This window comes from Nostoc sp. FACHB-110, from assembly GCF_014697425.1.
Classification (GTDB): domain Bacteria; phylum Cyanobacteriota; class Cyanobacteriia; order Cyanobacteriales; family Nostocaceae; genus Nostoc_B.
In genome coordinates this window covers 49,378-76,182 of sequence record NZ_JACJRU010000037.1, presented here as the reverse complement: position 1 = coordinate 76,182, position 26,805 = coordinate 49,378, and the positions used below count along the sequence as shown (strand labels likewise).

10 protein-coding genes are annotated in these 26,805 nt (G+C 39.3%); 2 read left to right on the top strand and 8 right to left on the bottom strand.

The features are described 5' to 3' along the window. On the top strand, positions 1–2,001 hold a 2,001-nt coding region (locus H6G69_RS25795; protein WP_190691968.1), incomplete at its 5' end, for an amino acid adenylation domain-containing protein. A 610-nt stretch (positions 2,002–2,611) separates the two neighbouring features. Here the strand turns inward: H6G69_RS25795 and H6G69_RS25790 are convergent. The 4 genes from H6G69_RS25790 to H6G69_RS34135 form a co-directional block, all read right to left on the bottom strand. Further along, positions 2,612–7,180 (bottom strand): type I polyketide synthase, encoded by a 4,569-nt coding sequence (locus H6G69_RS25790; protein ID WP_190691967.1) that lies wholly within the window; start codon positions 7,178–7,180, stop codon positions 2,612–2,614. A gap of 155 nt (positions 7,181–7,335) precedes the next feature. Continuing rightward, positions 7,336–7,857, bottom strand: coding sequence for an SET domain-containing protein-lysine N-methyltransferase (locus tag H6G69_RS25785; protein ID WP_190691966.1), 522 nt, complete (start codon positions 7,855–7,857; stop codon positions 7,336–7,338). A gap of 141 nt (positions 7,858–7,998) precedes the next feature. Continuing rightward, on the bottom strand, positions 7,999–18,549 hold the full coding sequence (locus H6G69_RS25780) for a non-ribosomal peptide synthetase (protein ID WP_190691965.1): 10,551 nt from the start codon (positions 18,547–18,549) through the stop codon (positions 7,999–8,001). A gap of 256 nt (positions 18,550–18,805) precedes the next feature. Then, on the bottom strand, positions 18,806–18,964 hold the full coding sequence (locus tag H6G69_RS34135) for a hypothetical protein (RefSeq protein WP_242072185.1): 159 nt from the start codon (positions 18,962–18,964) through the stop codon (positions 18,806–18,808). A 108-nt stretch (positions 18,965–19,072) separates the two neighbouring features. On the opposite strand from H6G69_RS34135, the gene H6G69_RS25770 reads away from it, so the two are divergent. Beyond that, positions 19,073–19,498, top strand: coding sequence for a hypothetical protein (locus H6G69_RS25770; RefSeq protein ID WP_190691964.1), 426 nt, complete (start codon positions 19,073–19,075; stop codon positions 19,496–19,498). A 331-nt stretch (positions 19,499–19,829) separates the two neighbouring features. Here the strand turns inward: H6G69_RS25770 and H6G69_RS25765 are convergent, their stop codons facing one another. The 4 genes from H6G69_RS25765 to H6G69_RS25750 all read right to left on the bottom strand — a co-directional run bounded on the left by H6G69_RS25765 (position 19,830) and on the right by H6G69_RS25750 (position 26,745). After that, positions 19,830–20,708 carry a DUF4397 domain-containing protein gene (locus H6G69_RS25765; protein ID WP_190691963.1) on the bottom strand — a complete coding sequence of 293 codons (879 nt, stop codon included), beginning with the start codon at positions 20,706–20,708 and terminating at the stop codon, positions 19,830–19,832. Between the two features lie 1,111 nt (positions 20,709–21,819). Next, positions 21,820–23,037, bottom strand: coding sequence for an ABC transporter permease (locus H6G69_RS25760; RefSeq protein ID WP_190691962.1), 1,218 nt, complete (start codon positions 23,035–23,037; stop codon positions 21,820–21,822). Next, a complete protein-coding gene (locus tag H6G69_RS25755; protein WP_190691961.1) occupies positions 23,034–24,497 on the bottom strand; it encodes an efflux RND transporter periplasmic adaptor subunit in 1,464 nt (487 codons plus the stop codon). The genes H6G69_RS25760 and H6G69_RS25755 overlap by 4 nt, the downstream gene beginning before the upstream one ends. A gap of 439 nt (positions 24,498–24,936) precedes the next feature. Next, positions 24,937–26,745 (bottom strand): tetratricopeptide repeat protein, encoded by a 1,809-nt coding sequence (locus H6G69_RS25750; RefSeq protein WP_190691960.1) that lies wholly within the window; start codon positions 26,743–26,745, stop codon positions 24,937–24,939. Between the last annotated feature and the right edge of the window lie 60 nt (positions 26,746–26,805).

The window sequence follows — 26,805 nt, the reverse complement described above, 5'->3', positions numbered from 1 at the left end:
TTGTTAGCCACAATAGTCAGCAACCCGCATCAGAGAGTTGGAGAATTAGCTTTCCTTTCTGAGTCCGAACTGCATCAATTGTTAGTCGAGTGGAACGACACCCAAGCAGATTATCCCGAAGATAAGTGCATCCATCAATTATTTGAGGAACAGGTAGAGCGCCATCCTGATGCAGTCGCGTTAGTATTTGGCAATCAACAACTGACTTATCAGCAATTGAACACCCAAGCCAACCAATTAGCACATCACTTGCAATCCTTGGGTGTCAAACCAGATACATTAGTGGGGATTTGTGTCGAGCGTTCCATAGAAATGGTTGTGGGACTGTTGGCTGTTCTCAAAGCAGGTGGGGCATATCTGCCACTGGATAGTGAATATCCCATTGACCGCTTGAGTTTTATGTTAGAAGATGCTCAAGTCGCCGTACTGCTAACTCAAACCCACCTGCTAGACAAGCTCCCGCAGCATCAAGCAAAGGTAATTTGTTTAGATCAAGTCTGGTCACAAATAGACCAAAACCATCAACACAACCCCGCCAGTGGAGTTAGAGCTTTTAATTTAGCGAATTTGATTTATACTTCCGGTTCCACAGGTAGACCCAAAGGTGTGTTAGTGGAGCATCAAGGACTATGCAACTTAGCGCAAGCACAAATTCAAGCTTTTGAGGTAGACAGTGAAAGTCGCATTCTCCAGTTTGCCTCCTTCAGTTTTGATGCCAGCATCTCGGAAATCCTGATGGCTTTGGGGTCGGGGGCGGGACTGTACTTGGTAACAAAAGACTCTTTACTACCAGGACAGCCATTAATTGAACAATTACGCAATCATGGCATTACCCATATCACCCTACCACCATCAGCATTAGCCGTGATGCCCGTAGTGGAACTGCCAGCACTTAAAACCATCATTGTTGCCGGCGAAGCTTGTGCGGTGGAATTAGTCAACCAATGGTCTGTGGGGAGAAACTTCTTCAATGCTTACGGGCCGACAGAAGCCTCAGTTTGTGCCACGATCGCAAAATGTCATGCTCAAGAGAAAATTACCATTGGTCGTGCGATCGCCAACAAGCAAATCTACATCTTAGACCAGTATTTACAACCAGTACCAGTGGGCGTACCTGGAGAATTGCACATTGGCGGTGTCGGGTTAGCTAGGGGCTATCTGCATCGTCCTGAGTTAACACAAGAGAAATTTATCCCTAACCCCTTTAGGCAAGGCAAGGGAGCAGGGGAGCAGGGGAGCAGAGGAGGAGAAAGCCTTTACAAAACAGGTGACTTAGCTCGTTATTTACAAGACGGTAATATAGAATACATAGGGCGGATAGACAATCAAATAAAAATACGTGGCTTCCGCATTGAGTTAGGGGAAATCGAAACTTTACTAGGGCAACATAGCAATGTGCAACAATGTTGTGTCATTGCCCGTGCAGACAATTCAGGGGATAAACGCTTAGTAGCCTACGTGGTAGCAAAACAAGATGTAACACTCACAACGGGAGAACTGCGTCAGTTCCTTGGCGATAAACTGCCTGGTTATATGCTACCAAGTGCTTTTGTGATGTTAGAGTCCTTACCCCTGACACCCAACGGTAAAGTAGACCGTCGCGCTTTACCTAACCCAGACTTACATCAGGAACTATCAGCTGATGTCATACCAAATACAGAAGCAGAAAAAATCATTGCTGACATTTGGCAACAAGCACTAAAAGTAGAAAAAGTGGGCATTTATGATAATTTCTTTGAACTGGGTGGTCATTCGCTACTGCTGGTAAAAATTAATCAGCAATTGCAAGAAAAATTTAATTTGCAACTGTCGATAGTTGATATGTTCACTTACCCGAACATATACAGATTGAGTCAGTATTTGACTAATAAAAACCAAAAAGAAAATGCCATCAAAGAAAATATTCCCCGGACTCAATATCGTCGGGAAATTAATCATGTAAGAACTCAACAATTACAATCCCGACAACAATATCGTTCTCAGCAAAAAGGGAGAAAATAACAATGAATTTGCACTACAGCAGGGGACAGGTGACAGAGTTGAAAGTCTTTTAGTAACTAATACCATTTCACGAAAAATATGATACAGATGTAAACCATGAAAGCTTTGCTGTATCTAAGTTTTTTAATTGCGTTAGCGCAGCGTTAGCGACGTACTCCTTCGGAGAAGCAAGCTACGCGTAGCGTCTCCCTTTGGGAGAAGGAGCGTCATTGCGAAGTGCGAATTGCGAATTGTGAATTGGTATAAGTTTCATCATTTCCTGATGTCCTAACTGCCTTGGCTATAGCTATAAAATGCGGACAAGTAAACCTATATTTCAATACGGTTCAGTTAGGTTTATCTGGTGGGAATATCAGGTTTGTAGACTCACATCTTGCACCTAGCCCCAGCGAATGGAATTCGCGGCTATACAAACGAAGTCCGCCTATCGCGCTTGCGCTGCGCTTGGCGCACCACGCGGACTGACGAGAAATCAAGGGTTTGGAACCCGCGCAGGCGGTGAGGGGGTCGCAGTCTTGGCGGTTCCCGTCGATTGCGAACCCCCGAACCCGAAGGGGTTTTGTCTGTGTAGCCGCGACTTCAGTCGCCCTCGTGCAAGAAATGAGTTGACCTATATTTCTATTTCTTCTCGCTCATCAGTATTCGCAGCAGCTAAAGTTGACGAGTTTTCTATTTGAGTGGCAATTGCAGCTATGGTAGGAGATGCAAATAGGCTGGCAACAGAAAAAGGGTAATCAGGAAATTCTTTTCGCATTGAGGACACAATTTGAGTAGCTATTAAAGAATCTCCACCTAAATCTAAGAAATCATCATTGATACCTATTTCTTGGATGCCTAAAGTTTTCTGCCAAATTTCGGCTACTTTCTCCTCTAGCCAATTTCTTGGTGCAATATAAGTCTGATTAAGTTGAGGACGTGCGTATTTAGCAGTAGTGGCTATTTCTGTTTTAACTAATTGGTTGTTTTGGGTGAATCTGGTGTGTAAATCGGTAGTAGATACAATAATTTGTGTGATGTGATTTTGCAATACACGGCTAAAAACTTCCACTCCTTCTGCTGGTAATAAAGCTTGTTCTAGATAGCTATAGTCTAATTTATCCGCAGATTTTTTAGCTGCTGTTGCTGCCATACCTATCTGTTGCCAAGCATCCCAATTAATAGCAACTGTAAAGGTAGAGTTTTGCGAGTTTTTATCAGCCGCAAAAGTATCAAGGAAAGCATTAGCCGTACAATAATCTACTTGTCCAACAGCAGGGATAATAGAACTGAGGGAGGAGAAAAGTACCAAAAAATCAAGCTGCTGATGCTGAAAAATTTTGTCTAAAATTAAAGTCCCGTGAATTTTTGCAGATATAATGCTTTCGGCTTGTGGTTTAGTTTTTTGCTGAATTAAACCGCCACCAGGCACACCAGCCGCATGAATGACTCCATGAATTGTGCCAAAATGGTTTTGCGATTGAGCGATCGCCTCCTGCATTTGTTGTAAATTGGTAACATCAGCACTGACTATCAGCACCTCTGCACCCAACTTTTCTAATTCCTGCGCTTTGTGAATTTTTTGGCTGATACTATCTTCCACATCATGACTATTTAGCCACTCTTCCCATTGCTGACGCGGAGGAATTGAAGCACGGCCTAAAAGAATTAATTTGGCTTTGACTTGCTGTGCTAAATATTCGGCTATCTTGAAACCAACACCACCCAAGCCACCTGTAATTAAGTAAACTCCGCCTTCTTTCAACCTGTGTATATTTTGATGACTCTTTTCTAGTTGCACAGGTGCAAAAGTTTGTATCCAGCGATGTTGGTGACGATAAGCAATAATTTGGTCTGAAGATTTGACTTGCAACTCTGTGACTAACTGTTCTAAGATTTGTCTTTCTGCGGGAGTTGCTGATGCAGGTATAACTATATCAATACAGCGACAATTTAACTGCGGGTACTCTTGCGGAATAGTTTTTACAGCACCAATGACAACTGCTTGTTCAGGATGAATATTTTCTGTACCTGTCACATCTTGCATTTGCTGAGATAAAACGATAATTTGTCTTTCCTCAGTCAAGTTATGTTTACCGAAGGCTTGCGCTAATAACAGTAAACTATAAAATCCTACATCTAATACAGTCTCAATTTCTTCTAATTGCAAATGCCATAAATATAATATGGTTGGCGGTAAATTCGTTCCTAATTTTGACAACAATAAGTCATAATCTTGGGCTTGCTGGGGATTGATAATATATAAATTGTGATTTTCTTGCTTAAATGTGTCTCCTGGTTTAACTAAAACTACTTTTTGGTATGTCTGCTCTAATTTGTTAACCAGACTAATACTAAATTGAGAATCATCAACAAAAACAAGAATACTATCTGTTGTTTGATTTATCTGATTATTAGTAATAGGTTTTCTTTGCCAAGAAGGAATATAAAACCAGTCAGAAATATTCTTCTTACTAGTAATATTGTTTGATTGATTGCTATCTTTGGTTCTAGGTTCTATCCAATAACGCTGACGTTCAAAAGGATAAGTAGGTAAATTAATCCGAAAATATTGGTCTTCAGCATAAAACTCTGACCAATCTATTTTGCATCCTAATGTCCATAGTTGGCTGAGAGTCGTCAATAAAACTTCCTGCGATGATTTCTGTTCTTGAGGATGCGGTAAAGAATTTAAGATGATTTGGTCTGGATTTTTAGCTGGGTGTTTCTGGGTTAAAGTGGTTAATGTCCGACCTGCACCGACTTCTAATAAAATTTGCTCAGGTTTAGTTAATAACTTCTCTACACCTTCTGCAAATAACACTGTGGAACGCAAATGTTGAGCATAATATTCTGGGTTTGTGGCTTGATGGGGAGTAATCCAATTTCCGGTTAAATTAGATATATAAAGAATATTTGGTGGATTTAAATTAATCTTTTTAACTAGTGCTGTAAATTCAGCTAAAATTGGCTCCATCATCTGAGAATGGAAAGCATGAGATGTATGCAAATAACGAGATTCAATTCCCTGGGATGCGAGTTGATTTTTTAATGTTTCAATAGCTGTCGTAGTACCTGAAACAACAGATTGAGATGGGCTATTAATAGCTGCGATCGCAATTTCTGAATTTAGAAAAGTTGTGAGTTTTTCTGGTGATAAGGGAACGGACAACATTGAACCAAAAGGAAGTTGTTGCATCAATTTTCCCCTAGTAACTACTAAAGTTAACGCATCTTCTAAGGAGAAAACACCAGCCAGACAAGCAGCAACATATTCACCTATACTATGACCTATAAATGCTGTTGGTTGCACTCCCCAAAATTGCCATAATTTAGCTAAGGCATACTCTATGATAAAAATGGCAGGTTGAGATAGTGCTGTTTGTTGTAATTGTTTTGTCGCTTCTTCAATGTTCTCTGGAGATGGATATATAACTTCTCGAATATCTAAATTTAGTAAGGGTTGGAGAATTTCTGCACATAAATCTAATTCTTGGGTAAATACTGGTTCAGTTGCATATATTTCCTGCGCCATATTTACATACTGTGAACCTTGACCGGGAAACATAAATACAACTGGACGGCTGATATTTTCAGCATAGTTGGTGACAACTTGCGTTGAGTCTAAACTACTTAAAGCTTTGATAGCAGCTTCGGAATTTTGGTAAACTACAACTCGGCGATAATTAAATGCTTTTCTGCCTATTCCCAAAGTATAAGCAACATCACCTAAATTTACTTCTGGATGCTGTTGTAAATAGTTAATTAAATTAGATGTTGTTTGTTCTAAAGCAGTCTCGGTTTTAGCTGAGAGACACAATATATATTGTTGTTTAGATTGATTGTTGAAGGATATATTTTCAATTTTTAATTCTGCTGGTGTTTCTTCCAACACAACATGAGCGTTAGTTCCCCCAATACCAAAAGAACTTACTCCGGCATAACGAGGAATATCATCAGTCCGCCATTCTTTGAGAGTAGAATTGACATAAAATGGACTGTTAGCAAAATCAATTTGAGAATTGGGAGTTTGAAAGTTTAAGCTAGGAGGAATTAAACGGTTTTGTAGCGCTAAAGTTGTTTTAATTAAACCCGTGACTCCTGCAGCCGTGTCTAAATGTCCAATGTTGGTTTTGACAGAACCAATTGCACAAAAACCTTTTTTATCTGTAGTTTGCTGAAAAGCTTGAGTTAAAGCAGCAATTTCGATGGGATCTCCTAAAGGTGTGCCTGTCCCATGTGCTTCAATGTAAGAAATAGCTTCGGCATTATCTATACCAGCGATTGCTTGTGCTTCGGCTATGACTGCGGCTTGACCATCCACACTAGGAGCAGTATACCCGACTTTGACCGCACCATCGTTATTAATCGCCGAGCCTCTGATTATGGCATGAATTTGGTCACGGTCGGCGATCGCATCCCGCAATCTTTTCAAAACCACAATACCTAAACCGCTACCAGCCGCAGTCCCTTGTGCTGACTCATCAAAAGCACGACAATGACCATCAGGCGAAAGCACCATTCCCTCTTGATACATATAACCTGTTTTGTGAGGGACGGTGAAAGATACGCCACCAGCCAAGGCTACATCACATTCTCCATTTAACAACCCTTGGCAAGCTAAATGTACAGACACTAAAGAGGTAGAACAAGCAGTTTGGACGTTGACTGCTGGGCCTGTTAAATTTAATTTATAAGCAACTCTTGTGGGTAAAAAATCTTTATCACTGGCTATAGAAATTTGGAAATGATCAACTGTATCTAAAATCTGCTGATTTTGATAAATATTATTTAATAAATAGTGATTTATGCCGACACCAGCATAAACACCAATTAAACCTTGATAAGTTTCTGGGTTATAACCTGCTGATTCTAAAGCTGTCCAACTAGACTCTAAAAATAACCGTTGTTGGGGATCAATTAATTCAGCTTCTCTACCACTATAACCAAAAAAATTTGCATCAAATAAATCAATGTCAGGTAAAATTCCCTTAAGCTTCACATAGTGAGAATTTTGCAGTAACTCAGGGTTAACCCCAGCCGCAATTATCTCTTCATCAGTTAACTGAGAGATTGATTCCACACCGTTTTCTAAGTTCTGCCAAAATTCTGCTATATTGTTTGCACCGGGAAACTTACCCGTCATACCAATAATAGCGATCGCTGTATTATAAATTTCTGAATTAATATCAACTTTAATCATAAAATTCGTTTCGGTAATATTTTTTATATTAAAAAATATTATACTTTAATTTTCAGCGTCATCCACCGCGAAAAAACTTTTGGTGCGTTATGGCTGACGCATAACACACCTTACATAATACTATTTTTGGTAATATTTGGTTACATCTAGATTTCTTACAAATGTAAAGCTTGTTTAGTTAAATTCTTGATGTGATCATTTAACTTAAAGCTAACCATTTGTTGAATAGTTAATCTCTTAGCACCAGCGACAAAACCAATGCAGTTAGGAGATTGACAATGACATTGAAAAGGTCTATCCATTTCCCATTCAGTAGATGGATAAAAAAATGTTAACTCTTCTCCTGGCGATAAATCCCTCTCAGCAACAACTACCATTCTTTGCGTATCTACAAAAGTTGTTGGTGAGCAAGAATGATTCATCGCTTCCAAGAGTAAATCTAAGATATGCTCTTCATGATTGATCTGGACAGTCAGGAAATCTGGCTTTTTACTAAGAGAGTAAGAAGCAATTTTAGCAATTACTTCACCTTTTTTAAATTCTTTGGTAGTGATTGACTTTCTATCTCTATCTCGTTGTCCAACAATTTTGAAGAAATTATCCTTATTGATAGTAATTGAGGAATCTGCAAGTGAGGAATTTGTATTTAAAACTTCAGTAGCTTGAGATTGAGTCATAATGATTATTAAAATAATAAATTTACTAATTTGCTGAGACTAAATACAGGAATACTCTGGATATTTTCAAAAAAAGTCAGTATCTCTAAAGTGAGTATTACCCACAAAGACTACTGGTTTTTCAAAAATCAAGTATGAATCCTATATATCTAGATTTGCTTGCTCCATAGCAGCAAGTAAATTTTCTGCCAGGACTTGCACATGAGGTGAGTGGAGCATTGTCCGATGATCACCAGGAACCCAGCGCAAATCTACAGCATATGCTAATTTTTCCCAACCTTGGGTGGGATTATTAATATTAGCTGTAACTCCTTCCAAGGCTTGGAGCATGGTAATTTTACCTTTGTAATGTTGAGGTACATAATTTGTTGCTGCTACGTCATGACATTTACCAACTTTTAAAAGACGATGCAATTGAGCCAGATTAAAATCGGGCGGCATAAACTTAAGTTTCTTGGCTTCAGCAATTAGATATAAAAGTTGTTCTTCTTGGTTAAATTGTGCCAAGAATTCTGGTGAAACTTGCAGATGTCCACCAAAGAAACTCATAAATAACTCAACATCAGTTAGTAATTGTGTTGAGACATCTGCCAAGAAGTCATACATATCTAAAAATGCTAATAAAGCAACTTCTTGTCCTTGGGCGGTTAGCTGTTGAGCTATTTCAAAAGCTACTAAACCACCAAAACACCAACCAGCTATGTAATAAGGCCCTTGTGGTTGAATAGTTTGCAAAGCTTGAATATAATCACGGGACATTTCTATCAATTCGCTTTGAGGTTCTTGTCCTTCATCAAAGCCGCGTGTTTCTAAACCATAAACTGGTTGATGTGGACTGAGAGCCTCAGCTAAATGCACATAATTTAACACGCTACCACCACCTGGATGAACAATAAATAAAGGTGATTTATTTCCTTGTGTTTGTAGCGGCACTAAAGGCGACCAAGGACGAGAAGTTGTTTGTTGATGTAAGAGTGTAGCCTGTTGTTCAATAGTACCGTTTTGGAAAATACTTGATAAGGGTAATTGTTGGCCAAATTGCTGCTTAATTTTACTCATTAATGTGACAGCCAGCAGCGAATGTCCTCCCAGTTCAAAGAAATTATCAGTGACTCCGACAGGGTAAACATTTAAAATTTCTGACCAAATTTTTGTGAGTTGTAATTCTATGGTGTTACGTGGGTCAACAACTCTTCTATTGGTAGAATTTAATTCTGGTTGAGGCAGAGCGCGATAATCTATTTTACCGTTACTAGTCAGAGGTAAACTCTCTAACATTACCCAAGCAGTAGGTAACATATACTCAGGTAATTGTAGTTGTAAAAATTGGCGTAATTCCTCGCTGGTAATTGCAGGAGAATGGGGAACAATATATGCTACTAATTTTTTATTACCTGGTTGTTCTTCCCAAACTGTAACTACTGCTGTTTGCACTTGGGGATGTTGCATTAATAAGGTTTCAATTTCCCCTAATTCAATGCGGAAACCGCGAATTTTTACTTGGTTATCAATTCTGCTGACAAACTCTAAGTTTCCATCTGGTAAATAGCGGACTAAATCACCAGTTTTGTAGAGTCTGGTGGACTGAGAAACATCAAAAGGATTAGGAATAAATTTTGCTTGGGTTAAATCTGGACGATGTAAATATCCTCTAGCTAAACAAATTCCCCCAATATGTAGTTCTCCTGGTACACCAATAGGTACTGGTTGTAAGTTTTTATCTAATACATAAACTTGACTGTTAGCCATTGGTAAACCAATTGGTGCTGATGTCACTTCCGATTGGTCAAAGATATGAAATGTGACAGCAATTGTGCTTTCTGTAGGGCCGTAGGCGTTGATTAATTTGGGTGGGTTGAGAAAATCTGCAACTGCTTTTTGCCAGTGATTAACTGCTTTAATTTGGATTTGTTCACCACCAACAATTAGCCGCAGTAAACTTCTTGGTATTCCTACATCTTCGAGACTTAATTCACCAACTAATTGATGCCAATATGAGGTAGGTAAATTGATAGCAGTAACTTGTGCATCTTGACAATATTGCCAAAATTCATCACTGGACAATAACATTTCTTCTGTCCGCAGCACTAAAGTAGCGCCAATGCTTAAACAACCAAAGATATCTCCTGCTGCGGGATCAAAACTCATGGAGATAAATTGTAAAAATCGGTCTTCTTCAGTAATACCGTATTCTTGGAAAGCAACTTGTGTAAAATTAGTGAGCGATCGCTGTTCGATCATCACACCTTTAGGTTGACCTGTAGAACCGGAAGTGTAGATGATATAAGCTAAGTTATGGGTTGAAACTGTGATTAATGGATTGGCTGGGCTGTATTGACTAATTTCTGTCCAATCTCTATCTAAACAAACAGTTTTGCCTTGATAGTTTGACAGTTGATCGAGTAATTTCTCTTGAGTCAGCAGGATTTTTAATTGGGCATTTTCCCAAATATATTCTTGTCGCTGTTGGGGATATTTGGGGTCAATAGGCACATAAGCACCACCAGCTTTGAGAATTGCCAACAAGCCAACTATCATCTCTAAAGAATGTTCTGCACAAACTCCCACTAAGGTTTCTGGCTGTACACCCAAGCTTTGGAGATAATGGGCAAGTTGGTTAGCGCGTTCGTTTAATTCTTGATAAGTGAGTTGTTGATTTTGCTGAACGACAGCAACTTTATGGGGAGTCTTTGTAGCTTGAATGGCTACTAGTTCATGAATACACTTATCTTGGGGATAGGAAATAGTTCTCTGATTCCACTCTTGGAGAATTTGTTGCTGTTCTGGTAAAGAAAGGAGCGGTAAATGAGTGATTTTTTGCTCTGGATGGGCAACGATATTTGTTAATAAAGTTTGGAAATGGTTGGAGAAAGCCGACATATCTGTTTCTGTGAATAAGTCTCGGCTATACGACCACTCACCATATAGTTGTCCTTCTTTCTCTAGCAATGAAAGGGTTAAATCAAAATTAGTAGTTGTATTTTGGATAGCAAATGGACTCCAATTTACACCCTCTAAATTTAATTCACCTGTAGCTGCATTTTGCAGAACAAACATCACCTGAAACACAGGATGATAGCTTAAAGAACGTTCCGGTTGCAGCGCTTCTACTACCTTTTCAAAAGGTACATCTTGGTGCATATAAGCATCCAGAGATGTTTGCCTTACTTGTTGCAGGAGTTCTAAAAATGTCGGGTTATCTTGAATCTGGGTTCTGAGAACTAAAGTATTAACAAAAAAGCCGACTAATGATTCTGTAGCATGATGATTCCGGTTAGCAATGGGAGAACCAATGAGGATATCTTCTTGTTTGGAATAGCGATAAAGCAGGGTGACAAAAGCCGTTAATAATGTCATGAACAAGGTGACATTAGCGCGACGGCTAAGTTGGTTAATTTGTTGGGTCAGGTCAGAATTGAGCTGGAATAATAAACTATCCCCCGCAAAAGTTTGGACTGCGGGACGGGGTTTACTGATGGGTAATTCTAGTAAAGGTGGAGCATTATTTAATTGTTGCAACCAGTAATCTAATTGACCTTGCAAAACCTCATCTTTTAACCATTGACGCTGCCAAACTGCGTAATCTGCATACTGAATTAATAAAGTTGATGATGGTAATGCTTCTCCAGCAAGTAGAGTTTGATAAAAGCTAGATATTTCTTGCTCAATAATGCCCATTGACCAACCATCAGCAATAATGTGATGTAAGGTCAACAACAAGACATATTCTTGTTTACCTAACAGTAATAGTTGGGGACGAATCAGGATATCTTGAGTTAAATCGAAGGGTGCATTAGCGGCGATCGCTGCTAATTTTTGCGCTTCTAGTTGCGGATCATCACAGTGAGAAATATCAACAATTGGCAGATAAATATTAACGTCCGCGTGAATTATTTGTACTGGTGTATCGTCATTTATGCGGAAGTTGGTACGTAAAACTTCATGACGTTGAACTACAGCTTGAATCGCTTTTTCTAAAGCAACGGTGTTGAGATTTCCGTGCAGATGCCAAGCAAAAGGCATATTATAAACTGTAGATTTTTCCTCTAGCTGCTCTAGGAACCACAATCTTAATTGAGCAAAAGATAGAGGGAAGGTATTTGTATCTCTGGGTAAAGGTTCGATTGTAGCGGGTGGTAAAGCCGATTGATTGAGTTGGGAAGCGATCGCTTTTTCTAAACCCGCTACTGTGGGAAACTCAAATAAACTGCGTAGCGGTAAATCTACCTTGAATGTATCCCGCAACCGAGATATTACTTGTGTCGCTAATAAAGAATGTCCACCCAAGGCAAAGAAATTATCATTGATACCCACTCTTTCTAATCGCAACACCTCAGCAATAATATCTGCAATCAATTCCTGAGTCGGGGTAGATGGTTTGACGAAGAAGGAACTATGTAATTCTCTGGTTGGTGTAGGCAGAGCGCGATAATCAATTTTACCATTTGCAGTTAACGGTAAATTATCCAGCATCACCCAAGCACTGGGCAACATATAATCGGGTAATTTCTGCTGGAGAAATTGTCTTAATTCCTCACTACTTGGTGTGGGAGTTTCTGCCAGAATATAAGCTACTAAACTTTGATCTCCTGGTTGTGCTTCCCATACCCTGACAATGGCTGTTTTGACGTGGGGATGTTGCAATAATGCGGCTTCAATTTCGCCTAATTCAATGCGGAAACCCCGAATTTTTACTTGGTTGTCTACCCGTCCGACAAATTCTATATTTCCATCTGGTAAATAGCGGACTAAATCACCAGTTTTATAAAGTCGTGATTCAGGTTGCTCGGATAATGGGTTAGCAATGAATTTTTCCGCAGTTAAATCAGGACGATTTAAATAGCCTCTTGCTAATCCTGTACCTGCAATATATAACTCTCCCGCAACACCGATGGGTAAAAGTTGTAAATGTTGATCTAATATGTAAACTTGTGTATTAGTGATCGGCATACCAATGTTGGGTGCGATCGCTAATTTTTCATCTTCTGAATTTACTACAGGGACATAACCAGAGGTGCTAACAACACTATTCTCTGTCGGCCCATAATTATTAACTAACCGAAAACTATGGGAAGCTAAAGGATATAGGTTGAGTTTTTCCCCACCTGTGAGTAATATTCGTAAAACAGAATTCTCTGACCAATCTAATGCTAAAAGCTTCTCTGCTAATGGGGTTGGTACAAAGCTAATTGTAATAGCATTTGCTATTAACCAATCTCGTAATTTTTCCGGTGTTTGCCTTGTTTCATCATCTACAACATATATACTTGCTCCAGCCGTAATATAAGGCCAAATTTCCCAACCGCAAGCATCAAAAGCAACTCCAGCAATCTGTGTCGCCCGATCAAGTGGTGAAACTGCAAACTCTTTTTGATGCCAAGAAATCAGATTTAATAACCCTCTATGTTCAATTTGCACTCCTTTAGGTTTTCCGGTTGAACCAGAGGTATAAATCACATAAGCAAGGTTATCTACTGCAACCTTTGTAGTAGGATTCTCTTCACTTTCTTGGGCAATAATTTCCCAATCTTTATCTAAACAAATGATTTGAGAATCATGCTGACCTAGCCTTTCCAGCCATCGCTCCTGAGTGATTAAAATCGGGAATTGAGCATCTTCCTGCATAAATTGTAAACGCTCAGGTGGATAATTCGGGTCTAAAGGTACGTAAGCTCCACCTGCTTTTAAAATAGCCAGCATCCCAATTACTATCTCTGAGGAGCGGTCTACACACAAACCGACTAAAGTCTCTGTCCCTACTCCTAATTTTTGCAGATGATGCGCTAATTGATTGGCTTGACGATCCAATTCTGCATACGTCAATTTCTGCTCACCACATACCACAGCTATAGCATTCGGTCTGTGCGCGACTTGTTCTGCAAATAATTCATGTACTAATTTATTAGTGACTGAATTATCTGCATTTTTTCCATTCCAATCTATTAATAATTGCTGCTTTTCTGCTGTGGAAAGTAGAGATAATTCACTTACTCGTTGATGCGGCTGAGTAACTATATCTGCTAACAAAGTTTGCAAGTTACTCGACATTCTGGTAATAGTGTCACGATTAAATAAATCACTATTGTATTCAAGATATCCCTCAAGCCCAGTTGCTGTTTCCTGCAAAATCAGAGTTAAATCAAACTTAGCAGTGTTATTTTGCAGGGCATAAGGTTGTAATTCTAAACCAGATAAATTGATTTTCTCAGTTCCAGCCAATACTACATCAAACATTACTTGGAACAACGGACTATAACTGAGATTGCGTTCTGGCTGTAAGACTTCTACTACTTCTTCAAAGGGAATATTTTGATGAGCGTAAGCTTCTAAGGCTGTTTGTCTAACTTGCAGCAATAAATCCGAGAATTGCGGATTATCTTGAATTTGTGTGCGTAAAACTACAGTGTTGACAAAAAAGCCAATTAATGGTTCTAATTCTCGTTGATTCCGGTTAGCAAAGGGAGAACCAATTAAAATATCATCTTGACCAGTATAACGGTAAAGCAAGCAAACAAACGCAGTCAACAAAGTCATATATAAAGTAGCATTTGACTGTTGACTTAGAGCTTTTAATTGTTGACTTAATGCCCCATCAATTTGGAATTTAACTACATCACCGTTAAAAGTTTGTCTTGCTGGTCTGGGTTTATCCGTAGGTAATTCTAATAATGGTGGTGCGTCCGCTAATTGTTGCCGCCAATAGTTTAATTCTGTTTCTAATACTTGCCCAGTTAACCATTGACGCTGCCAGAATACATAGTCGATATATTGAATCTCTAATGCTGGTAAGGAGTTAATTACCGACAAATTGCCAACAAGATTTTCATATAAATGCCCTAACTCTTTGGTCAAAACTCCCATTGACCAACCATCAGCAATAATGTGATGTAGAGCTAACAATAAAACATAATCTTGAGCATTAATTCGCCAGATTTTAGCTCTGATTAAGCAATCTTCTGCCAGATTAAAGGGTTGTTGTGCTGCTAAAGTAACTAAACTTGCTAATTGTTGCACATCTTCAACATCAACTACTGACAGTTTCAAGCGACTGTCAGGGTGAATTGTTTGTACAGGTACACCGTTGATGCTGTGAAAATTAGCTCGTAAAACTTCATGTCTTGCTTCGATAATTTGGATAGCTTTTTCTAATGCAGCAATATCCAAATTGCCCTGAAGATGAAAAGCAGCAGCTATATTATAAGTATTATTAATTTCTGCTAATTGGTTCAAGAACCATAGTCTTGACTGGGCAGAAGACAGAGGTAAATGCTCCGTTTCTCTGGAAGTTGGGACAATGGGAGGAATGGCTAGTTTGATGGCTGCTTGCTGTTGTTGCAATATAGCCTGTTCCAACTCAGTAACAGTGGGAAATTCAAACAAGTAACGCAGAGGTATATCTATTTGGAAAATTTCCCGCAAGCGATATACAACTTGCGCTGCTAAGAGAGAATGACCACCCAGCACAAAGAAATTATCATCAATGCCAATCTTTTCTCTGTGCAATACAGCAGCAAATGTATCAGCAATTAATCCTTGTGTAGGTGTATATGGGGCAATAAAACTATTATCGCTGGCGATTTCTTCTGTAGGTGCTGGGAGAGCGCGATAATCGATTTTATTATTAGTAGTCAAAGGAAAAGCATCGAGCATTACCCAAGCATTAGGTAACATATAATCAGGTAATTTCTGCTTGAGGAATTGCCGCAATTCCCGTTTACTGATTTGCTCAGATTGCGGAATAATATAAGCTACTAATTGCTGATTTTGTGGTTTATCTTCTCGTACTGTCACAACAGATACGCGGACTTGGGGATGTTGCATTAATAAAGTTTCAATTTCCCCTAATTCAATGCGGAAACCACGAATTTTGACTTGATTATCTATCCGTCCTAAAAATTCTAAATTGCCATCATCCCGATAACGTGCCAAGTCACCAGTTTTATACAAACGTGTTGGTGAATAACCATCAAAAGCATAATCAATAAACTTTTCTGCTGTTAACTCAGGACGATTTAAATATCCCCTGGCTAAACCAGCACCACCAATATGTAATTCTCCTGCTACACCTATAGGTAAAGGTTGCAAGTTGGCATCTAAGATATAAACTTGGGCATTAGGTAAAGGTTTACCAATGGGAACTAATACTTCTTCTTTATCCCCAAAGTAATAGAAACTTGTGGTGACTGTCCCTTCTGTTGGCCCGTAACCATTGACTAATTTGGGTGGATGTGGGAAATTAGCGATCGCTTGTTTCCAACGTTGCACTTGTTCGATTTGTGCCTGTTCTCCCCCAATAATTACTAACTTTAAACCTTCAGGAATTCTCGCATCATTGGGAGTTAATTCCGCAGTTAAATAGTGCCAATAAGCAGTAGGAAAATTGAGAATGGTGATTTGATATTTTTGACAATCTTCCCAGAAGTTATTCGGAGAAAGCAACATTTCTTCAGTACGCAAAACTAATGTTGCACCTTGACTTAAACAAGGGAAAATTTCTTCGACTGCGGTATCAAAACTGATGGAGGCAAATTGCAATATCCGGTCTTGGGCAGTAATATTATATATCTGTGCTGCCATTTGGGTAAAATTAGTGAGCGATCGCTGTTCGATCATCACTCCTTTGGGTTTACCTGTGGAACCAGATGTGTAAATAATATACGCTAAATTATCCGGTTGAACTTCGTTATCTGGGCATTCTGTACTCTGTGTACTAATTTCTGCCCATTCTGTATCTAAAAAGATAGTTTTTACGGTAAATTCTGGTAGTTTATCGAGTAATCTTTCCTGTGTCAGCAGGATTTGAGTTTGTGTATCTTCTAATATATACGCAATGCGTTCCTGTGGATTTGCTGGGTCAATGGGAACATAAGCACCACCAGCTTGTAGAATTGCTAATATCCCTACTACCATTTCTAGAGAACGCTGCACACAAATTCCCACTAGAGTTTCGGGTATAACTCCTAAACTTTGCAGGTAATTAGCGAGTTGGTTGACACGTTGATTTAGTTCTCTATAGGTTAGTTGTTGATTTTCCCAAATGATGGCAACTTTATCTGGTGTTTTTTCTACTTTTTCCTTAATTAATTCCAGGGCAAATTTATCAATCTGCTGCTGGTTTTGTTGACTTTGAGCTATCGATAAAACTTGCTGCTTTTCCCTAGATGAAAGTATTGACAATTCACTAACTTTTTTATCAGGGTTAAAAACTATGTCTGTTAATAAAGTTTCAAAACTATCCGCTAATCTCTGAATAGTCTCCGAACTAAATAATTCTGAGTTATATTCCCAGTAACAGGTAAGATTATTTTCCGACTCTGATATTAATAAACTTAAATCAAATGTTTCTGTAACTTGTGAGTTTGGTAAGGGAGTGAGAATAATATCTTGCCACTCTATTTGCGAGACTGGTGATTTTTGATAAGAGAACATCACTTGAAACAGGGGACTATGGCTAGTATCCCTGACTGGTTGCAGTGCTTCTACTAACTTATCAAAAGGCAAATCTTGATATTCATCAGCCTCTAAAGTAACTCTATTTGCTTGTTTTAATAATTCCCTAAAAGTGGGAACTTCTGTAAAATTAAATCGTAAAACTAATGTGTTGACAAAAAAACCGATCAGTGATTCTATTTCTTTGCGGTTACGATTAGCAACAGGAGAACCAATTGCAATATCTTGTTGTTGACTATAACGGTGAAGTAAAGTGGCAAAAGCCGCTAAAAGGGCATTAAAGGTTGTAACTCTTTCTTGCCGACTTAAGTCTTTTAGTTGTTGTGTGAGTGCAGTATTGAGAGTAAAGTTTTGGTTAGCACCGTGGGCATTTTGAGCAAGATAACGTTGTTTATTTGTAGGTAATTCTAAAACTTCTGGTAAATTCGCTAACTGCTTTTTCCAGTAATTAAGTTGAGTTTCTAGAACTTCCCCACTCATATATTGTTGTTGCCAAACAGCAAAATCAGCATATTGAATCGGGAGTTCTGGTAAAATTTTCTCAATGTCAGATATATTATTGGTGTAGGCTTGATATAAATTAGATAGTTCTTGAATAAATATGCCGACTGACCAAGCATCAAAAATTATATGATGGAAAGTAATGAGAAGTATGTAATATTCAGTTCCTAGCTGCACTAACTTAGTGCGGATGAGAGAATCGGTAGCTAAGTTGAATGGTCTTTGATTGTTGGCGATTAACTCTTCTATTTTCTTTGTTTGTTCTGTTTCTGGGATATGGCTTAAATCAATAACTGGTATTTCTAATATGAATCTAGAATGAACTATCTGTTGCAGTGAGCCATTGATTTGTTGAAAATTTGTGCGTAAAATCTCATGGCGATTAACTATGGCTTGTAAAGATTTTTTTAAACCTTCAACGTTAAGATTCCCTTTAATTTGAAAATTGAGAACTGTATTGTATTTTGTGCTTTTTCCCGATTCTAATTCATCTATAAACCACAATCTAGATTGGGCATAAGAAAGGGGAATTATATTGTCTCTATTAGTGGGAACAATGTGGTCTTGTTGGTTTTGCTTGCGTAAATAAGCTACAATTTCAGATTTCCAATTTGTTAAATTAGCTTTAATTTCAGGGGTAATCGCACCCTTTGGAGCATTACAACGCAGGTTATTGCCATCTAAAAAAATTTTAATACCTAACTTTTTAACTTCTGACAGGAATTCTTGAAAATTTTCCATTAATCAAAATTAATAATTATATTAAATATTTCTTAATTTGAAAAAGCAAAATTTTACAGCATTTGCTTTGCATATTAAGCAAGGATAGCCAACATCATCCTATATTTTTAGTGTTTCAAAAATTATTTGATAGTGCAAGGTCAGTTAAGATAGTTAAGGAATTAATCAATAAGACACTTAAGAAACTTAAGACACTTAAGACACTTAATACACTTAATACAGCACTTCCCGAAGTTAAGAGTTACAATAACAGCAATTAGTGAACCAATTTTTTAAATGTTGAGGATTCATCAAGTCGAGAGCAACAGAGATAACTTTGACCGCCAATAAATCCTTTATCAGCTAAGATGCGACAGCCCCGAACGCAGTCTAAAACTGATTCGGCAGCTAGACGTTCATCAGTACTAGCAGGCACTAGAGAGTAAAAGTATCAGGATTTACACTAATACACACTTGATTAAGTACGGTGTTAGGCTGAGGTATTCAAATCAATATCTATATCAGCTGTGTAAATTATATTGCCATGTCAAAATTAGTATCAGCGTTATTAATTACTGCTACGTTGCTATTAACTGCTAGTAGTCACTCTGACATTTCTTTAGCGGGAACTTGTGCATCTAAATGTGGTAAAGCTCCACTGCAATTTACCCCAGGGCAGCGTATCCGCGTGTTAATAATTAATAATACGCCGCGTGTATTGAAAATCCAAAAACCTTCAATTACTGATCCCATTTCGCTAAATCCTGGACAGAATTTAAAGTTAGATCAACTAGAAGGTACAGAACCAAATACATCGCTTGTATTTTGGGATGAAACAGGTAGATCAATACAAGCTAATCTTTCTAAACCCAATTTATCTACCTTGCGCGTAGAACTGCGTCCGACTTGGCGCGTTCCTGGCGATCGCTCTGTGTATATTCAAGATGATGGTAGGATTAACGTGCTTTAAAATAGCCAAAAATAATTGAGAAAAATATAGGATTCATATTGGATTCTCCCTGCCTGGTCACAACAATATTTATTTCAGCCGACCTACTTATTCTTGGGAGCATCCCACTTTTTTATATGTCATTGCGAGGAACGAAGCAATCGCAAAATCTTAGCATTCTGAAGGAGTGCATGAGATTCTTCTCCCAAAGGGAGACGCTACGCGAACGGGAAGCCACTTCGTGTCTACGTCGTTCCTCCTCGCAATGACAATTATCCTCTATATGCGAAATAAAAACTGGGATGCAGCCTATTGCAAGTCGCTGAAAAATGCCTCACTAAGTTGATATTGCTTACTGCACAATCTGATTACACCCATTAGCATCAGGAGGTGCTGTTTGTGTTGAGGCAGTTGTGAGTAGCAGTGAGTTAGGTGCTTGGCCTAAGCCATTACCTGTAGCAATTACATCAAAAATGACTCCGGCCGGGACTTGTTGATTGGCAACTTCTACTGTGATTGGTGGGTTGAAGGCATTATTGATCAATGGATCAAATTGGTCAGGTAGAACTGGATTAAAGTTATATGTACCAGCCGTAAGTTCTGGGTAAGGAATAGCAGTTTTGGGTATTAGGTCTGTGATACGAGTTTCATCCACATTTGGGCTAGAGGATTTGCTAATACGGAAATCTATAACAGCGCTAGTTTCTGAAAAGCGATACCAACGTCCTTTAAATTTACCTGGATTAGGCTGTGTTAAATCCTCTGGAATCACAAAGGGTGATTGATTAAATAATGGTTGACCTGAAGGGCCTTGTAGTGTTCCTGTTACCGCTACTGTATAGGCACTATTAGGTGCGCCTGTAAAGGTTCTAGAAGCAATTGTATTGTAAGTACCAGATTGCCGAAAAACTACCTGAATATTTCCTGGTGTTACATTTACATATTCACTAGCTTGACGAAAATCTACATTTTCTAAAACTTTTGTACCGTTGACAATGACATCAACTGGTGACGCAGTAGCAACCGCAGCGTTAATAACTCTTAATTTTGTAGGGCATTTATAAGGGTTTAGAAGAGGATTTAGAACAGTATTGACTAGGCTTGCAGTGTAAAATTCTTGTACAGGCTTTGTAGATAGTTGAGAATTGGCTAAACTTTTGGATGGATAACTGGTCAAACTAACTAAAGATAATGTCAAAGCACCTAAGAATAATCGTTTTGTTACAAACATAATCTTCCTCTGATCTTCAGACAAAAATAACAAATGAGCAAGCTTTATTCTGCATAAAAAATTGTGCGATAATCATCGCAAAAATTTTTTATGTATAGGGCTATAGATATCGCAATGGTAAATATTTCAGTTGAGAAGACACGTTATTTTTTCTGTTGTTTTCCCAACCATTAAATAGTTTTGGTTCTTCAGTAACTAGTACAGCAAGCCCTAAATAACTAGACTATTAATCCCAACACGTTGCTCTAATGAGGTGCTAGTTCCATTCTCCGAGATAGGCTGGATATTGGAACTTTGAGTTTGGATAAGTGTTGCTCCCATGATTTGACCTTTGAAAATTAGTAGATTGTCAAAATGAATGAGTGCAGGCTTTGTCAAAGTAAAAGACAACAGTCGCACAATAGCGTTCGCCTCAAGACATTAGACTTAGGCAGATTACTATGGCAGCAGCACATATAGTGGCTGACTTAAATTGTCCAACGTGACAAATGCTTTAGTGGAAGCCGCTTTAAGGTTATTGAGAGCGCACTTCATGATTTTAATATTTCACGGTTTTCAGAAGAATGCAAGGACTGTTAAGTAAATGTTTAATAAAAGTTTAATAATTGTCTATTTGCTTGATATTAACTTTATATTTAATTACATAAATACGCAAAAGCTTTACAATGGCTTAGTTTTGGGGATTTAAGGACTGGTTGCGGATCATGCTACGAATAAAACTGAGTCAAGCACCAGATTTTAGTGAAAAAGTCCTAGTAAAATAAGGCAAAAGGAAAAAGTGAGCCAGTGCGGTGGACGGGTTCCCCGACTTGAGGCAACTGTCGTCAACTGGCGTCAACTGGCGTTAGCGACGCAGGAGCGTCACTCGCAAGAGTCAAAAGGAAAGAGAAAGAATAGTGATACCACAAGCCTTTTAGCAAGTTCAGATGGTCTGTTGATTTACGCCGACCTGTACTAGTTAATTTCAGGACTTACGCACAAGCTACGGAAAATCGAACCACAGAGGCGCAGAGTTCACGGAGAAATGAGAGTTTGAGAGATATTTTGCGTAAGTCCTGAATTTATTTTCTGCAAGTAATTAAAAATCTTAAATAGAGACTCAACACTTTACCTAAGCACTGCGTAATGCCACGATGGGGTCAAGTTTAGCCGCACGGCGGGCGGGAACGACACCGAAGAATAAACCGATCGCACCAGAAACACCAACGGCTGTAGTAATTGCTACTACCGAAATTCCGGCATCTAGGGGGGTTAAGGCGGCAACTATTAAAATACCGCTAACTCCAACGGCGGTTCCCACTACACCACCAATGGCGGAAACAATCACGGCTTCAATCATGAACTGCAATAAGATGTCTTGTTCGGTTGCGCCAATAGCTTTTCTCAGTCCAATTTCTTGGGTGCGTTCGGTGACGGATACTAGCATGATGTTCATGATACCGATACCGCCGACAAATAAGGAAATGCCAGCGATCGCCGCCAGCATAATTGTTAATGCACCTGTGATTTGCCCAACGGTTTGCAATGCATCTTTTTGGGTACGGATGGTAAAGTCATCTTCACCGATGATTTTGTGCCGTTGGCGTAGCAAGTTGGTGATTTGAAAGACAGCTGCATCAACACTATTGGCATTTTTCGCCGAAGCGACGATGTAACTTAACTCTAAGCCGTAGGGAGAGGTGCGCCCAACGATGCGGTTAGCCATTGTGTTGACGGGAATTAGTGCCGCATCATCATAGTCAACGCCTAAATTGGAGCCTTTAGCTGTTAATACGCCAATTACTTGAAAGCTGGTATTTTTGATGCGTAATTGCTGCCCAACTGGTGTTGTATTACCAAATAATCTTTCGGCGAGTTTTGCCCCTAGGACGACAACTTGGTTACTACGTTTGGTATCAACTTCCGAGAAAAACCGCCCTTTTTCCGGTTTAAAGTCGCGGACTATTAAAAAGCTAGGGGTTGTGCCGATAATATTCACATCAGTATTTTTACTACCGTAAGTCACGACTTGGCGACTATTTAATTCTGCGGTGACTTCGGCGATGGTGGGAACTTGGGTAGCGATCGCTTGGGCATCTTCTAAAATTAAAGTTTTAGGGACATCACGCGAAATGCGCTCAGTTTCTTGATTACCGGGAATGACAAATAAGACGTTCGGCCCTAAAGATTCTAATTGATTGGAGACATATTTTTGTCCGCCTTCACCAATGCCAATCATGGCAATCACCGAAGCGTTACCAATCACGATACCTAACATGGTGAGCGCGCTACGCAATTTATTAGATAGCAGGGTTTTACCTGCCATTTGCACACTTTCTAAGAAGTTCATTTTTGTTGTTTGGCCTTTTCGAGTTTGTAGTTCTTGGGCAAGTCAACAAATACACGCTCGCCAGCTTGCACGCCTGAGAGAACTTGAGTTTGGTCTTGAATTTGCGCCCCTACTGTGACTTCCCGAAATTGGGGTTGGTTTTTGGCATCGGGAACAAGTACACCCGTTTTACCTTTTTCGGTGACGATGGCGACGGTGGGTAAAACTAAGGTATTGTTAACGCGATCGCCTAAAAAGGTTAAATCTAGATTTAAGCCAGAACGCAATTTATCCATACCTGTCTCTAAAGCTACGCGCACCTGAAAGGATGTGACACCTTGATCTACTACTGCTTCTGGTGCAATCAGTCTTACCGTACCTTTAAATACTTGGTCGGGATAAGCATCTGCAACTATTTCCACAGCTTGTCCTTGTCTAACTCTGCCAATATCCGCTTCTGGGACTTGGGCTAAGACTTCTAAACCTTTGGCGACGGCGACAATTGAGCTAGATGTTGCCGATGCACTCGTAGAAGCTGAAGTAGTTGGGGTCACAAACGCACCGATGTTGGCATATTTCTGCGTCACAATTCCGGCAAACGGCGCGCGAATGACTGTATCTCTCACTTTTACTTGGGCTGCGGCTAACTGTGCTTCGGCTGCTTTGACTGCGGCGCGGCGTTGGGCAATTTCTTCAGGACGAGAGCCATTTTCTAATAAAACTAAGGCGGCTCGGGCTTCAGTTACAGCAGCTTCTCGTGCGGCGATTTCTTCGTTGCGTGTACCACTTTGTAATAGAGATAAACGTTTTTGTGCTTCTGCTAAAGCTGCTTTGGCGCGTCTATCTTCACTAACATATTGATCTAATTGGTCTTGAGAAACTGCTCCTTGTCGGGCTAATTCTCGATAGCGGTTAGCGCGTGTTTCGCTGAGGCTGACTTGGGCTTTGGCAGAATCTACTTGGGCTACGGCTTGTTCAATTTCTTGAGAGCGATTTCCGGCGCGCGCTTGGGCTAACTGGGCTTGGGCTTGGGATAAGCGCGCTTTGGCTTGGGCAATTTCTTGTGGACGATTACCTGCTAAGGCTTGATTGAGTTGAGCTTGGGCTTGGGCTAAATTGGCAAGATATTGTTGAATTTGGGCTTCTAAATCGCCTACATCCATCCGGGCGAGGACTTGATTTTGCTGTACGCGATCGCCTTGTTCGACATATAATTCTGCTAGTACACCAGGATTTTTCGGACTGATATTCACACTTTGAATTGGTACAACTTTGCCACTGGCAGTAATTTTTAACGTGACATCTTTGGTTTCTACGGGAACTGTTAATTTTGTCATATCTTGGTCACTTGCACCACGATTGACCAAGTTGTATGTAGTAGTTGTCCCAACCACTAAAGCACCCGTGGCTATCAACCCCATCAGCCAGCGTCCGGGGTGCTTAATCTTGCCAATCACGGGAACTTCTATGTAGGTGTTCATAATCAAGCTTGATAAAATCCTATAGGAGCTAACGCTGGGATGTGTCGCAAACTGTTGAAATATAATTTGAAACAATATTGCTTAACTTTCCTTAATGTTAGTCTTTAGTAATTTTATATGCCTTCACCTAAATGGGTGAACTCAGTAATAATTTTGAGATTTCGCGGCTCATCATTATCTCTTTTGATGGCTAAAGGGTTTAGGTAACATTACTCATCAAAGTAAATTAATTAAATTTTCCCGACAAAATATTACCAGGGAACAGGGAAATCCCCATAATTAAAATGAGAGGATTTGTCTAAAGACGTATTTCTTCTTGCCCTACGAGCCTCGCAAAAAATGTTTTTATTTCTTTCATAAATAAATAATGGTGCTTTACCCAAAATTCGGGGCTAAATTCTTTCCCTATTCCCGCCTCGAAGGGGCTTGGCCAAATCAATTACTTTTTGCTTTGCTCAGGAATGACTGGCATTTTTTGTTGTTCTAATTTTTGCTGCTGTGCTTGCAGACGTTGTTGAGCAATAGTTTGATTGGCTAAAGCTAAGGAATTTTTTGGATCAAGTGCTAAGGTAGCTGCAAAGGTAGTGACAGCTTCTTGAAAGTTGCCTAATCTTAATAAGGCTACGCCTTTTCCGGCTAAGATATTGGCATCTGTCGGCGCAAGGATATTGGCACGATTATAAGCGTTAATTGCTTCGTTATATCTGGCTAAATCAAATAAAACTACGCCTCGGTTGTACCATCCTTGCGATAAGTCGGGATTAAGAATAATTGCGCGGTCTGCTGATACTAATGCTTCTTGATTTCTCGATAAATGCCATAAAACCACACTACGATTAGCCCAAATATTTGCTAATAGTAATTTATCTGTAAATTTGCCTGTATTTTCTAATGCTTTGCTATAAGCTGCTAAGGCTTGAGGATAGCGTTCTAATGTTTTGAGAATTCTGCCTTTATTAAACCAAGCTTGGGCATATTTAGGATTAATTTGAGTGGCGCGATCGCTACTAGCAATTGCATCAGAGTATCTGCCTAAATACCATTGGGTAACAGCACGATTATTCCAGGCTTCAGCATAGTTTGGTTTCAAAGCTATTGCTCTTTCTAATGATGCTAATCCTTCTTCATAACTACCTAATCCAGCTAAAGCGATTCCCCGTTGTTCCCATGCTAAAGCCGGGCTTTCATCACCCCAACGGTTATCAGCTTGAAGGGCTTGTTCGCCGGCTGCTTGGGCTTCTTTAAATTTATTCAATTTGTTAAATGCAGCACTTTGACTTGCTAAAGCTAAGGCATATTTTGGACTTAATTTCACGGCAAATTCATAAGACATAGCCGCTTGTTCTGGTTTACCAATAGTTGCTAAAGTTCTGCCATGTTCTAGCCAAATTTCGGCATCTTGGGGATTCATCGCTACGGCTTGATCAAATGAAGAAATCGCTTCTTCAAGTTGTCCGTTTTTTTTCTGTGCTAACCCTTTAGCATACCAAGCGATCGCTGCTGTATTATCACCCCAATTTTGATTAGTTTTAATAGCTGCATCACAAGCCGAGATGGCTTCACTCAATCTATTTAAATTTGTGAAAGCTTGGCAATTTGCTGTTAAGGCTAAAGAATTTTCGGGATTAATTTCTAAAGCGTGATTAAATGATGTAAGTGCTTCTGTAAATTGTCCTAATTTAGTTTGGGATAAACCTTTATTATACCAAGCGATCGCTGCTGTATTATCACCCCAATTACCATCAGAACGCAGTGCTAAATCACAAGCGTTGCTGGCTTCTGTATACTTATTTAAACTTAATAATGCTTCACATCTTTGGGCTAATGCTAAGGAATATTTTGGTTGTAGGCGTAAGATGCGATCAGCTGATACTAATGCTTCGCTATATTTTGCTTGCTTGAGTAAAATTTGCGTGCGCGTTATCCAAATTTCTGCTTCATCTGGTTTAATACCTATACCTTGGTTGCAAGCTGCGAGTGCTTCTTCATATTTCTTTTCATCTCCTAGCAGTTTGCAAAAGTTTGCCCAATAGTCAAAATCTTTAATTTCTAACTTTTCTTGAGCGAACAAAGTTTTCGGTACTAAGGAATTTACTGCTAAAAAAGTGGCTGTTAGTCCCCAAACAATTGCACTCGATTTAGCTTTAATCCCTAAGCGCGCAATTTTTACCCAAATATTCGGTTTAGCTGGGCAAAGGTGCGGTGCTAATCTCAGCTTTTGCTTGTTTTTAGCATAAGAATATTTCATATTTTTTTAATTTTTATGAAAGAATGAGGCAATACGAATCAACTTTATCAAACTCAGGAT